This is a genomic window from Methylorubrum zatmanii (assembly GCF_014845115.1).
GTDB lineage: Bacteria > Pseudomonadota > Alphaproteobacteria > Rhizobiales > Beijerinckiaceae > Methylobacterium > Methylobacterium zatmanii.
On the sequence record NZ_NKUI01000025.1, the window covers coordinates 17,298 to 30,345 of the forward strand.

Genomic DNA, 13,048 nt, shown 5'->3' on the forward strand with positions numbered 1-13,048 from the left:
GCCGAGGCTTGAACGCTCAGGAGCGGCCGGCGTTTCCGTTGGACTCACCCGATCAGCGGCGTGCAGACCGTTCGGCCCTGCTCCGGCAGCGGCACCACCGCGACCTCGACACCGTAGAGCAGCCGCAGGCTGTCCGGCGTCACGGTCTCCGCCGGAGGGCCCAGCGCGACGAGCCGGCCGCCATGCAGCAGCGCGACCCGGTCGGCGCAGAGGAAGGCGTGGCCCGGATCGTGGGTGGAGAGCACCACGGCGATGCCGAGATCCGACAGACGCCGGATCTGGGAGAGGACCCGCGCCTGATTGCCGAAATCGAGGCTGGCGGTCGGCTCGTCCATCACCAGGAGACGCGGCTCGCCCGCGAGGGCCCGGGCGATCAGGGCGAGCTGGCGCTCGCCGCCGCTGATCTCGGTATAGATCCGCTCCGCCAGATGCCCGATGCCCAAGGCGGCGAGCGCCCGCTCCGCCGCCGCCCGGTCGGCCGGGCCGGGGCTGGCGAAGGCGGAGAGTCGGCTCGCCCGTCCCATCAGCACCACGTCGCGCACGCTGAAGGGAAAGAGGGCGGCATGTGCCTGCGGCACGTAGGCGATCGCCTGCGCGATCGCGCGGCGCGGCAGGGTGGCGAGGTCGGTGCCGTCGAGGAGGACCCGGCCCGCGAGCGGCCGCAACAGCCCGAGCAGGGTCTTGAACAGGGTGGTCTTGCCGCCGCCATTCGGCCCGAGCAGGCAGAGCGCCTCGCCGGGCTCCAATGTCAGGGTGAGGCCTGTTCCGACCGCGCGGGCGCCGTATCCGAAGGCGAGGTCGCGGATGTCCAGCATCAGGCCCAGCCCCGCCTGCTCGTGGCCAGCAGCCAGAGGAAGAACGGCGCCCCGACCAGCGCGGTGAGGATGCCCAGCGGCACCTCGATGCTGGCCACCGTGCGGGCCAGGAGATCGACCGCCGTGAGATAGGCCGCTCCCAGCAGCAGCGAGGCCGGCAGCAGGCGGCGGAAATCCGGCCCGACCAGCAGGCGGGCGACGTGCGGCACGATCAGCCCGACCCAGCCGATCACCCCCGTCACCGAGACGGCGGCGGCGGTGACCAGGGTCGCGCCGGCCACCAGCACCGGGCGGATCCGGCGCGTCTCGACCCCCAGGGCGCGGGCCTCCTCGTCGCCGAGGCTCATCAGGTTCATGCGCCAGCGCAGCAGCACCAGGGGCGCGAGCCCGAGCCCCATCGCCGGCAGGATCGCGCCGAGATCGCCGGGGGTGGCCGAGGCGAGGCTGCCGAGCAGCCAGAAGGTGATGGCGGGCAATTGGTTGTAGGGGTCGGCGAGCACCTTCAAGAGCGAGATGGCGGCCCCGAGCAGCGCCCCGACGGCGACGCCCGCGAGCACCAGGGTCAGCACCGGATCGTGCCGGCGCACCGCGAAGCCGATGGCGTAGACCGTGCCGACCGCGGCCAGTCCCCCGGCGAAGGCGAGCCCCTGGATCGCCGCCACCGGCAGGGACAGGACGATGCCGAGCACCGCCCCGAGGCTCGCCCCCGCCGAGACACCCAGGATATCCGGCGAGACCAGGGGGTTGCGGAACAGCCCCTGATAGGTCGCCCCCGCCGCCGCCAGCCCGGCCCCGACCACCAGCGCCCCGAGCACCCGCGGCAGGCGCACCTGCAGCACCACGGTCTGCATCGTCGGATCGAGCGCGGCCGAGGTGCCGAAGAGCTTGGTGCCGAGGAGTTTGGCGGCGAGGATCGACACCACGTCGGCGAGGGGCACGGGGTATCGGCCGATGCCGAGGGAGACCAGCACGAGGAGGAGCAGGGCGGCGGGGGCCAGCACCCCGAGCCCGAGCCCGCGCAGCCGCGTCCGGGCGGGCGCGGCGACGCGCGCGCTGTCGCTCACCGGGTCGGCCCCGGCCCGGCGGCCTCGCGCAGCAGCCGGTCGAGCTGCGCCGGTTCCAGCTCCACCCGGTAGAAGCGCCGATAGAAGTCGCGCACCGCGTCCCCGAGCGTTTGCGAGAAGCGCTCGGGGAAGAACAGGCCGGCGAGCCAGCGCAGGCCGATCAGGCGGTTGACGCCCGGCGGCGCGTCGATCCAGCCGAAGGGCAGCGTCGGCGCGGTGTGGACGCGGCCCTCGCGCACGGCCTTCAGCCCGCTCCAGAACGGATCGGCGGCGGCGGCCTTGGGAAAGCCGGGATCGAGGGCGATGACGATGTCCGGGTTCCAGACCAGGACCTGCTCGGGCGAGACGGAGGCGAGCCCCCCGGCGCCGGCCGCCGCCACGTTGCGCCCGCCCGCGGCCTCGATGATCTCGGTGTTGATCGAGCCGGCCAGGCCCGTCTCCAACCCGCGCGGGCCGCGCCCGTAATAGACCCGCGGGCGCTTCTCCTCCGGCACGGCGGCGACCGCCTCCGCCACCGCCTTGAGGATCCTGTCCGCTTCCCCTGCCAGCGCCTCCGCCTCGGTCTCCGCCCCGATGAGGGCGCCGAGGCTCCGGTAGGTCTCCGGCGTGTTCTTGAAGCTGCCGTCGAGCAGCAGATAGGGAATGCCGGTCTGGGCCTGGACCCGGTCGGCGAGGGAAGCGTAGGTCGCGCCGACCGACCCGACATCGACGATGAGGTCGGGCTTGAGGGCGAGCACCGCCTCGACATTGGCCGTGTTGCCCCGCCCCGTCAGCCGCCCATAGGCCGGCAGATCGCGGGTATCGGGGCTGAGGAAGGCCTTCTCCTCGGGGCTCGGCGTCCGCGGCCAGCCGACCATCTTGCCCGGGGCCAGGGTGTAGAGCAGCACCGCCGCGGGCGGGCCGGCGGCGAGCACGCGGGTGACGCGTTCCGGCACCTCGACCCGGCGCCCGGCCGCATCGGTGAAGGGCCGGGCCTCGGCGAGGCCGGGCCCCAGCAGGCAGGCCCAGACGAGGCAGATCCACAGGCGGGCGGGTGCGAGGCGGCGGAGCATCGGCGAGGGCGTCTCCCGTGATACGCCTTCACTATAGCGCGCTCCCACCGGAAGGGTGCTGCGCCCGAACCGCGCCGCGCCCATCGGGTTGGCCCGGTATCGCCCTCGTCCCCTCTACCCGCCCGCATGCCCGGAGACCCCATGCCCGATCCGGTCGTCAGCCATCGCCACGTCGCCCTCGGGAGCCTGCGGCTGCACCTCGCCGAGGCGGGGCCGGGCGACGGGCCGCCGACGATCCTGCTGCACGGATTCCCGGAATTCTGGTTCGGCTGGCGGCACCAGATCGGCCCCCTGGCGGAGAGCGGCCTGCGCCTCCTCATCCCCGACCAGCGCGGCTACGGGCTCAGCGACCGGCCCAAGGGGATCGCCGCCTACCATCTCGACCGGCTCGCCCGCGACGTGATCGCCCTGGCCGATGCCTGCGGCGTGACCCGCTTCCGCCTCGTCGGGCACGATTGGGGCGGCCTCGTCGCATTCTGGACGGCGAGCTTCTTCCCCGAGCGGGTGGAGCGGCTGGCGGTGCTCAACGCCTTCCATCCCGGCGTGTTCGGCCCCTATCTCCGGCGCCATCCGGGACAGGTGCTGCGCAGCGCCTATGCCGGCGCCTTCCAGCTCCCCCTGCTGCCGGAACGGCTGCTGACGGCGCGGAACGGCCATCTCCTGCGGGAGCTGATGCGGCGCTCCAGCGAGTCCGGCACTTTCGGCGAGGCCGATCTCGACGCCTATGCGCGGGAATGGCTGCGCCCCGGCGCGGTGACGGCGATGCTCGGCTGGTATCGGGCGCTGGCCCGCCTGCCCCGCGACCGGCACCCGCCGAAGGTCGCCGCGCCGACGCTGATCCTGTGGGGCGAGCGTGACCAAGCGCTCCAACCCGGCCTCGCCACGGCCAGCCTCGCCCTGTGCGAGCGGGGCCGCCTGCAGCGCTTCCCCGAGGCGACCCATTGGGTGCAGCACGACCTGCCCGAGGCGGTCAATGCGGCGCTGATCGACTTCCTCCGCCCGTGAAAAAGGGTACCGGAGCCGCGCTCCGGTACCCCTTGTCGATCGGGGGTGAGCCTCTCCGCGTCAGCGGCCGCCCATTCCGGCGCCGCCCTCGCCGCCGCGCGCACCCGACTCGCCGCCGCCGCGCTGCATGCCGCCGCCACGGTTGCCGCCGGTCGTGCTTCCCATGCGGCCGCCCTGATCGGAGACGTTGCGGGCGTTGTCGCGCGCTTGGCCCTCGCCGCGCATGCCGGCATTGTGCATGCCGTCACGCTCGGACCCGCGTCCCTGCTCCATCGAGCGGCCTCCGCGCTCGGCCCCACGGGCCTGATCGGCGTTGCGCATCCCCTCGCGCGCGCTGCCGCGGGTTTCGCTGCTGCGGCTGCGCAGGTCGGTGCGGGTCGCCGAGCCGCGGGTCTCGCTGCGCTCGCTGAAGCCGGCATTGACGGTGCCGCCGCGCCGCTCGGTGGTCGAGACGGTGGTGGAGAGGCGGCGATATTCGGGCGAGCCGTAGATCACCCGCTGGCCACGGATCGTCACGTAGCGGCGCTGCTCGCCGATGCTGACGAGGCGACGGTATTCGGGCGAGCCGTAGATCACCCGCTGGCCGCGGATCGTGACGTAGCGGCGCGGGCCGGTGCTGCGGCGCTCGGTGACGATCAGGCGGCGATATTCGGGGGAGCCGTACACGACGCGCCGCCCGCCGATGAAGACATAGCGTCCCTCGCGGCGGTAGCCGCCATCGACGGTGGTGGAGCGCACATCCGTGCGGCTGCTGACATGGGTGCGGTCATGGATGCGATCCACCCCCCGCGCGCTGCGCTCGCTGCGGATCTCGTCGCGCCGCTCGCCGCGTTCGGCGGTGTCGCGGCCAGCCCGGGCGCCCATGCTCCTGTCCGAGCCGCGCTCGCTGCGGGCCATGTCGCCACGGTTCGTTTCGCCACGGTTCGTTTCACCACGGTTCGCCTCGCCTCTCGACGCGCTGTCCCTGGCCGTATCCCTCGTCGCATCATCCCTTGTCGCATCCTTGGCCATATCGCCGCGGGCCCCGCCGCGCTCGCTGCCCATGGCGTCCCCACCCCTGGCCTGGGCGCCGCGCTCGCCGCCGGACCGCGCCGAGTGTTCGGCTCCGGCCCCCATGCCGCCCCGCTCCGTCCCTCCGGTCGCCGCGCTCTGCGCGTAGACCGATGTGCTCATCAGCAGGGCGGCGAGACCGATCGCGATCGTCTTCATGACGTAACCTCCGAATCTTGAGACGCCCGAAACGTCTCAAGTGTCGAAAGGGTTCTGCGAAAAATATCCTGATCGGCGAAAAGAAATGGCTGAGGCTTGAGGATTGATCTATGTGTATAAGCTTGGCCGTTGAGGGGTGTTCTTCTTCCAGCTCGATTGTCTTGTCCTGCGGTCGGGAGGCGGTCCCACCCGCCGGATTGTCGCGCCGCGCCGATGACGGGCGCCGATGCTCGATCCGACTGGCGGCCCAGTCTCCAACGGCTCCCCGAACGCCGCAGTGCCGCCCGCCGGGAGCGTCATGCCGACGGCAAGAGGATATCGGGCGACGTCATGCCCGCGTCGCGACGATCCGTCATGCAAGCTGTGACATCGGGGCTTCGGTCTGGCGCCGGGGATGGTCCTCCATCCCTCTTCCTGCGCTTTGATCGTCAGGGCAGCGCGCCGGCTATATCCCTGCCACCATTCGGTTTTCCTGCTTGGGAAAATCTGGTGGTGCCGGCATTCGTGCTCGACCCCGTCTCTCGGCAAGATTTCCCTCTATTGCGGAAAATCTAGAGAAGCGCGACACAGTGCGGATGTCATAAGTGGTTGTTCGTCAATTTTGCATAAATAATGAACGCCTATGAGCAAGTTCCCGTGCTGTCTGATCGGGGAATCGTTATGGCTTAGGCCGGAAATCGAGAAGGCCAAGCAGGGCGTACCAGCGGAGGCGATACAATTCACTTCACCGGCCTTGGAAATACTCGATACGGAAACCGCTTGATCAGAGCGGGTTCCGTATCGGGCGTCCCCGGACGCACGCCCATCAGAACCGTGCCGTCATGCTGACGGTCACCCGCCGCGGCTCGCCGACGCCGACCCAGAAGGTATTGTAGGAGCGCTCGTAGTAGGTCTCGTCGAAGATGTTGTCGAGGTTCAGGCTGAAGCGCAGGTTGTCGTAGCGGTAATAGGCCAGCGCATCGGCCAGAACGTAGCCTGGCAGCCGGAAGCGCTCGACGCCGCTGTCGCCGAGACGAGAACCAACCGCGCGGATGCCGCCTCCGATCCCGAAGCCCTTCCAGTCGCCCCCCTGGACCTCGTAGACGCCGAGCAGGCTGCCCGAGTGGCGCGGGACGTTGAGGAGCGGCGCGCCAACCCGCAGAACCTCGTCGCGCGTCACTTGGGCGTCGATGAAGGCATAGCCTCCGATGACGCGGAACTCGGGCGTCACCTGTCCGACGATGCTGAGGTCGAAGCCCTGGCTACGCACGGCACCAGCCGCGATCTGGAAGAAGAAGTCCGCCGGGTCGGTGGTGAGGACGTTCCGCTTCTCGATGTGGAAGGCCGCGCCGGTCACGCTCAAGCCCGTGAAGAGGTCGAGCTTGGCGCCCACTTCATAGCCGAAGCCCGTCTCTGGGGCGAACGGACGCGTCGCGCTGTCGAAACCGGTGTTCGGACGGAACGAGGCGGCCACGTTGCCGTAGAGCGAGAGGAAGGAGAGCGGCTGGTAGACGAGGCCGGCGCGGGGCGAGAAGCCGGTGCGGTCCTGCTCCGTCCGCTCACCCCCGACCTTGTCGCGGAAAGTCTGGTTGTAGAAGTCGGTGCGGTTGCCGAGGAGCAGCGTCCATTCCGGGCTCAGCGCGATCTGGTCCTGCAGGTAGACGGCGGTGTTGCCGACGTTCTCGCTGGCGCTGTAGCGGCGCGTGAAGGGAGGCTTGGGCTGGCCGTAGACCGGGTTGAACAGGTCGAGCGCGAACGGGTCGAGGCGCGGGGTCGAGCGCAGCAGGTTCTCGGTGCTGTTATAGCGCTCGTGCTCCAGGCCGAGCAGCAGGGTGTGGGCGAACGGCCCGGTGCCGAAGCGCCCCACGAGTTCGGCCTGGCCGATCGCCACCCCCCAGGTGAAGTCGTGGCGGCGGAACTCGCGCAGCAGCGTTCGGCCATCGTCGAGGAGGCCGGTGGCGCCGGTCTGCAGGCCGGTCAGGCTGCCGGTGTTGAAGTGGCCGGCAACGCGGAGCTTCCAGTCCGTGTTGAAGGCATGATCCAGGCGCATCTGCAGGATGCCGGCCTCTGACACCGAATCATCGCCCGGCTCGCCGAAGAAGCGCGAGCGCGGCACGAGGCCGAGGCGGTTGTTCACCGCGACGGTTCCTCGGTCGAAGGTCTGACGGTTGCGCAGGTATTGCGCCTCGACCGTCAGCTTGGTGTCGGGACTGATCTGCCAGCTCACCACAGGAGCGACCAGCACACGGTCACCATCGACGAAGTCGCGAAAGCTGTCCTGCCGGGCGAGCGCACCGTTGAAGCGGTAGAGGACACTGCCGTCCTCCGTGAGCGGACCGCCGGCATCGACCGTGGTCCGCGCCGTGCCGAAGCTGCCGAACAGGGTGCCCATCTCGACGAAGGGCAAGGCGACGGGCTGCTTGGTGAGGATGTTGACGGTGCCGCCCGGATCGCTGCGTCCGTACAGCGCCCCGCTCGGGCCTTTGAGCACCTCGATGGACTGGACGTTCTGCGTGTCGGGCGCGCCGTTGTAGCCGCGGGCGATGTTGAAGCCGTTGAAGAAGATGTCCTGGGTGGCGAAGCCCCGCACGGAGTAGAGGGCGAGGTTCTGGGCGCCGAAGTCGTTCTGCTTGCCGACGCCGGGCACGTAGTCCAGGGCACGCTCGACCCGGGTCGCGGCAGTATCGCGCAGAACCTCCTGGGGTACGACGTCGACCTGCTGCGGCAGGTCCCGCCGCGGCGTCACGGTCTTGGTGCCGCTGTAGAGGTTCTCGACGCGATAGGATGGCGTGGCCGTGAACGTGCCCTCCACCGAGATCGGATCAAGCGCCACGGACGCGTTCGGTCCACTTTGTGCCCGGGCCGAGGTGACGCTCGCTAAGGCGAGGGCGAGAGAGACAGCGGATGCCTTGAAGTGCAGCATCGGAATGGGGCGGGACACGAGAGGCGACCTCGGGGACGGCAGTGGCACGTCACCGCGAACGAGGCCTCGGCAGCCACCCTCGAAAGGCAGCGCTTCGACACCCGTCAGGACACCCCGCCCGACGTGTTTCGCGTGTGACCACGGCTGACGGCAGGTCTCCTGGCTCGCGGGTCGTCGCCCTCTCACCGTCTTCCCGGATGAGGCCCATCCAGTGACATCGGTGGTGAAAAGGCTCGCCGCTCACAGTTGCGGGGGCAGCCGCGGCATCGAGGGCGAACCCTCACCGCGTTCCCGTTTGATCCCCGAAGGGAACCGTCGCTGACCTTCTAACCGGCTGCACAAAACAATCAGTTACATAAGCGCAACACCCGAAGGCGGATCTGCTCCCTGTCCCAGCGAGAAGGAGCTCGCTCGAATTGACACGGGGACGTGCAATCGCCGACGACCGACACCGGTCAAGGTTCTCTCCATCACATGATGGCGAGCTAAGAGGGAATCCGGTGCGGCGCTTGCGCTCAAGGCCGGAGCTGTCCCCGCAACTGTAAGCGGCGAGTCATCCGTCGAACTGGGTCACTGGTGAGCGATCATCGGGAAGGCCGGACGGATGGTGGCGACCCGTGAGCCAGGAGACCTGCCCTGACCGTGAAGTGTCTCGTGGGCGGGGTGTCCTGGCGGGTCGCGTGTAGACGCCGCCCATTCCCCGCGGCGACTGCCTGCGTCCACGGTCGGCCCTCCGCGAAGGTTCGGGGAAGGACCGTCGGAAGTGGAACGTGTATCCGAAGCGCCCGCGTCCAGGGCGCATCCTCCAGGCTCATGTGACGGCCGGATCGACCCGCTCGAACTCTACGCCAGCGGCATCGACACGTCCGATTACGTGACGCGGATCGCTCCGCTGCTGCGCGCAGCCATCCCGCAGGTCGGCGATCTTCTCGATATCGGGGCCGGCGGCGGGCAACTCGGGGCCGTTCTGCGCGATCCGGGCGCCGCCTGGACGGCCATCGAACCGGCACCGGTCATGCAAGCGCGCCTGCGGAGCCGGGTCCCGCCGCCAACCCTCGAACCGGTGGGCTGGCGCGAGAGCGCCTTGCCGCCCGGCTGTGCCGACACGGTCCTCGCCGCCAACATGCCGGCCCCGCTCGTTGAGGCGAACACCTTCCTGAAGCGGTGCCGCTCCTGGGCGCGGCGCAACGTCGTCTGGCTGGTTCCGGCACAGAACGGTCCCCGTGGGCTCTGCCTCGCGGGTTGCCTGCCCCGCGAATGGCATGGCGAGGACGAGACGCCGGGCGTCGACATCGTCCTGCGGAGCCTGCCCAAGGCCGAGCATCCCGCGATCGTGGCCAGGGTCGATTGGACCTTCAGTCTGGTGATCCACGACCTGTCGCGGATCGCCGCCTCCCTCGCCGACCGGCTCGAATGGACCGCCCGCGATCCGCGTCGGCCCGCGCTGCGCGAGCACCTCGCGACCCAGGCTGCCCCGATCACCGGCGGTCACCGTCTCTCCGTCCCCCGCGCTTCTGCCCTGCTCGTCTGGAGGAATGCCTCGTGATGTCCCGCCGTCTTCGTCTCCTCGCCCTGACGCTGGCCGGCGGATGTGTGCTGCCGGCGTCGGCATCCGGGCAGGACAGCGCTGCCGTGAGGCTCGACGAACTCGTGGTCACCGCCACCGGTCGGCCGGAGCCGCGCTCCGAGATTGCCGGCACCGTCCAGGTCATCGATCGCACCATGATCGAGAACTCCACCGCCAAGTCGGTCACCGATCTCCTCGCCGAGAACGCCGTCGGCTTCTTCTCGGAATGGACGCCGGGTCAGACCTCGATCAACATCCGTGGCGGCGCCACCGACGGTCAGGGCAAGGATTTCCGGAGTCAGGTCCTCGTTCTCATGAACGGGCGTCGCGCCGGCACCGCGAACCTGTCCAAGCTTTCCATCGCCGATGTGGAGCGCATCGAGATCGTGCGCGGCCCCTCTTCGGTGATCTACGGCAGCCAGAACATCGGCGGCGTGATCAACATCATCCTCAAGACCGGCCGAACGGCGCCGGGTACGCTGGTCGAGGGGATCGGCGGTGTCTGGGGGCTGGCGCAGGGGCGCGCGCAGACCGGCGGAGTCGTCGGTCCGTTCGACTACTATCTCGGTCTGTCGGGCGCCAAGCGCGACGATTACGTCGCCGGTTCGGGTGACCGGATGGCCAACACCCAGTGGAACCGGATGGGCATCACCGGCGCGCTCGGCTTCCAGATCGATCCCAACCAGCGCCTCGACTTCAGCTTGCGCACGGACGGCATCTACGGGGTGGGCTTCCGCGGTTCCGGCGGCAACCTCTACAGCCGCGACGACCGCATCAACGGCTCGTTCGATGCGAGCTATACCGGCCGCACCGATGACGGGCGTGCGAGCCTGTTCGCCCAATTCTACAGCGTCGCCGACGAGGATCGCTTCAAGTGGGCCTCGCCGGTCCAGCGCGGCGGCACCGGGCTGCCGGTACCGGGCACGCGAGCGGACTTCAACACGCGCGACCTCGACATCCTCGGCACCCGCTTCCAGCCGAGGTTCAGCCTGTTTGCCGGCAACGACCTGCTGCTCGGCTGGGACTGGGAGACGAGCCGGCTGCGCTCGGACCGCTTCCGCGCCGGCGTGCCCGGCAACCCGCTGGCCCAGGTCTCTCCGCAGGACAACAATCAGACCGACCAGTTCCATGCCCTCTATGTCGAGGACACGCAGCGCCTGTTCGACGACCGGGTGACCCTGCGGGCCGGCATCCGCCAGACCTACGGCACCACGAGCTTCGATCCGACCCCCTTCTTGGCCGGGCAGATCACCGGTTCTCGCCCCTACGAGGCCACGACCTACTCCGTCGGCGCGACCTATCGGGCGACCGACTGGGCCGCCTTCCGCATCGGTGCCTCGTCCGGCTTCCGGGCGCCGACCGCCACCGAGATCGCGGCCGACTTCAACACGCTCGGCGGCGGGCGCATCTTCGGCAATGCCAACATCCGGCCCGAGACCAGCGAGCAGATCGAGATCGGCACCACCCTGACGAACGGGGTCTCACGCCTCGACGTGGCCTTGTTCCAGAACATCATCTCGGACCGCATCATCACCCGCTCGCGCGGCCCCAACAGCAACACCTCGGACTACGTGAACAATCCCGGCGACGTGGTCATCCGCGGCATTGAGGTGCAGTCCGAGACGGATATGCTCCGCACGCTGAGCTGGGAGCCGGGCGTCTGGCACTGGCGGGCCTACGCCAACGGCAACTACAACTTCGACATGAAGGACGAGGGCGCCGTCAGCGTCGCCACCGCCAACACGCGCCGGGTCGAGCGCGTCTACCAGTACCAGCTCGCCCTCGGCACCCGCTTCGGGCAGGCCGGCATCCCCTATCCCTGGACGATCCAGGTTCAGGGCGTGCTCAACGGTCCGGTCTGGTACAACACGGAGGAGAACCTGCTCGTGCCGGCCGCCGAGCCCTACCGCGAGTATATCTGGCGCAAGGATCCGTTCTTCCTCGTCAACATCCGTGGGGAGATCGATCTGATGCCGGGGGTGAGGCTGTTCGCGCAGGTGCGCAATCTGTTCGATGTGAACTACCACCCGCTCTTCATCGCCATCGCCGGGCAGCAGCCGACGCTGGCCGATCTGCGCTTCTACAACGGCGGCGGCGGCACCTCGGCGCCGGGTCGGGACGTGCAGATCGGCCTGCAGGCGCGGTTCTGAATGCGGGCCGCGGTCATCGGGGTTCTCGCCGGACTGGCCGTGGCCGGCCCGGCGAAGGCCGAACCCATCCGCTTGACGGACGCCCTCGGTCGGACGGTGGCGTTGCCGAGGCCGCCGCAGCGGATCGTGACGATCTTCTCCTCGAACACGGAGCTGGTCGCCGGCCTCGGACTCACCGACCGCATCGTCGGCATCGATGCCTTCACCCGCTACCCGCCCGAGGCCGCGGCCAAGCCCGTCGTTGGGGGGCGCCTCGGCTTCTCCGTCGATGCCGTGGTCGCACAAAACCCGGACCTCGTGCTCGTCACGCCGGCCCGGCAGGCGGTGCATCAGCTTCTCGCGCCGATGGAACGGCTCGGCGTTCCGACCCTCGTCCTGACGAGCCGCAGCCTCGGCGAGGTGCTCGACAACATCCGGCTCGTCGGCCGGGCGACGGGGGAGCCGGAACGCGGGACGGCGTTGGCGGATGCCCTGACGGCCCGGCTCGCCCGGGTCGCCGACACCGTCGCCGGCCGTCCCTGCCCGCGGCTGGTGCTCATCACCGGCCGCCTCGGAAACGGCCTCGTCCTCGTCGCGCGCGCGAACACCTACACCGCCGACGCCCTGGTCCGGGCCGGCGGCTGCCTCGCCCTGTCCGGCCACGGCAGCCTCGCCCAGGTCTCGCCGGAGGCCCTGTTGGCCGCCGACCCGGACGTTCTTCTCCTGGCCGGTAGCCGCGCAGACCTCGACGAGTTGACGAACCGGCCCGGCTTTCGCGACATGCGCGCGATCCGTGAAGGGCGTGCCTCTCTCGTCCCCCGTGCCGAGTTCCTGATCCCCGGTCCGCGCACCGTCGACGGGATCGAGCGTCTGGCGGATCTGCTGCACCCGCGCCGCGAGGAGCGACCGTGACTGTTGCCGGGCGAGCCCTGCTCTGGCTCCTGCCGCTTCTCGTGCTGGCCTTCCTGTTCGGCGTCAGCGCCGGCCACGATTGGGCGGGCCCGACCCGACTCGCTCAGGCACTCGGCGGCGCCGGGGATCTGCGCGCGCGCCTGCTTCTCGAATGGCGCCTGCCGCGCGTCCTGGCCGCCGCCGCCGTCGGCAGCCTGCTGGGCCTGGGCGGCGCGATCTTCCAGGGCGTCTTCCGCAACCCGCTCGCCGAGCCCTACCTGCTGGGTTCGGCCGGCGGCGCGGCAATCGGCGCGACCGTGGCGCTGCTCGTTCCCCTCGGCCTTCCCTCCGCCCTCGCCCTCGGCGGTCTCTCCTTCGCGGGTGCCTGGGGTGCGACGAGCTATGCGGGAGATT

The 13,048-nt window shown here is 70.1% G+C and carries 10 protein-coding genes and 2 riboswitches; of the genes, 5 read left to right on the plus strand and 5 right to left on the minus strand.

The window, feature by feature from the left end; genetic code table 11:
• Positions 1 to 44: 44 nt before the first annotated feature.
• From MZTS_RS03485 to MZTS_RS03495, 3 genes are read right to left on the minus strand one after another with little or no spacing between them, the layout of a single operon-like run.
• Positions 45 to 815 (minus strand): ABC transporter ATP-binding protein, encoded by a 771-nt coding sequence (locus MZTS_RS03485; RefSeq protein ID WP_378740427.1) that lies wholly within the window; start codon positions 813 to 815, stop codon positions 45 to 47.
• Positions 815 to 1,879, minus strand: coding sequence for an iron chelate uptake ABC transporter family permease subunit (locus tag MZTS_RS03490; RefSeq protein WP_192281617.1), 1,065 nt, complete (start codon positions 1,877 to 1,879; stop codon positions 815 to 817). Before MZTS_RS03490 ends, MZTS_RS03485 begins: the two co-directional genes overlap by 1 nt.
• Positions 1,876 to 2,931, minus strand: coding sequence for an iron ABC transporter substrate-binding protein (locus MZTS_RS03495; protein WP_192281620.1), 1,056 nt, complete (start codon positions 2,929 to 2,931; stop codon positions 1,876 to 1,878). Before MZTS_RS03495 ends, MZTS_RS03490 begins: the two co-directional genes overlap by 4 nt.
• Positions 2,932 to 3,072: 141 nt before the next feature.
• Between MZTS_RS03495 and MZTS_RS03500 the strand changes: the two genes are divergently transcribed.
• A complete protein-coding gene (locus MZTS_RS03500; protein ID WP_192281623.1) occupies positions 3,073 to 3,936 on the plus strand; it encodes an alpha/beta fold hydrolase in 864 nt (287 codons plus the stop codon).
• A gap of 60 nt (positions 3,937 to 3,996) precedes the next feature.
• On the opposite strand, the gene MZTS_RS03505 is transcribed toward MZTS_RS03500, so the two are convergent.
• Both MZTS_RS03505 and MZTS_RS03510 read right to left on the minus strand, forming a co-directional pair.
• Positions 3,997 to 5,145, minus strand: a complete 1,149-nt coding sequence (locus tag MZTS_RS03505) for a hypothetical protein (protein ID WP_192281625.1) — start codon at positions 5,143 to 5,145, stop codon at positions 3,997 to 3,999.
• Between the two features lie 805 nt (positions 5,146 to 5,950).
• The gene (locus tag MZTS_RS03510) at positions 5,951 to 7,957 is read right to left on the minus strand and encodes a TonB-dependent siderophore receptor (RefSeq protein ID WP_343068694.1); all 2,007 of its coding nucleotides are present in this window, start codon (positions 7,955 to 7,957) and stop codon (positions 5,951 to 5,953) included.
• Positions 7,958 to 8,179: 222 nt separating this feature from the next.
• Positions 8,180 to 8,379: riboswitch (cobalamin riboswitch) on the minus strand.
• A gap of 109 nt (positions 8,380 to 8,488) precedes the next feature.
• Positions 8,489 to 8,700: riboswitch (cobalamin riboswitch) on the plus strand.
• 110 nt (positions 8,701 to 8,810) lie between these two features.
• Between MZTS_RS03510 and MZTS_RS03515 the strand changes: the two genes are divergently transcribed.
• From MZTS_RS03515 to MZTS_RS03530, 4 genes are all read left to right on the plus strand, one after another.
• The gene (locus MZTS_RS03515; protein WP_009864620.1) at positions 8,811 to 9,593 is read left to right on the plus strand and encodes a class I SAM-dependent methyltransferase; all 783 of its coding nucleotides are present in this window, start codon (positions 8,811 to 8,813) and stop codon (positions 9,591 to 9,593) included.
• Entirely contained in the window at positions 9,593 to 11,764 is a 2,172-nt protein-coding gene (locus MZTS_RS03520; RefSeq protein ID WP_192281628.1) for a TonB-dependent receptor, read from the plus strand. The genes MZTS_RS03515 and MZTS_RS03520 overlap by 1 nt, the downstream gene beginning before the upstream one ends.
• On the plus strand, positions 11,765 to 12,655 hold the full coding sequence (locus MZTS_RS03525; RefSeq protein WP_192281631.1) for an ABC transporter substrate-binding protein: 891 nt from the start codon (positions 11,765 to 11,767) through the stop codon (positions 12,653 to 12,655).
• Positions 12,652 to 13,048, plus strand: a 397-nt coding sequence (locus MZTS_RS03530; protein WP_192281634.1) for an iron chelate uptake ABC transporter family permease subunit, incomplete at its 3' end; no start/stop codon positions are given. The genes MZTS_RS03525 and MZTS_RS03530, both read left to right, overlap by 4 nt.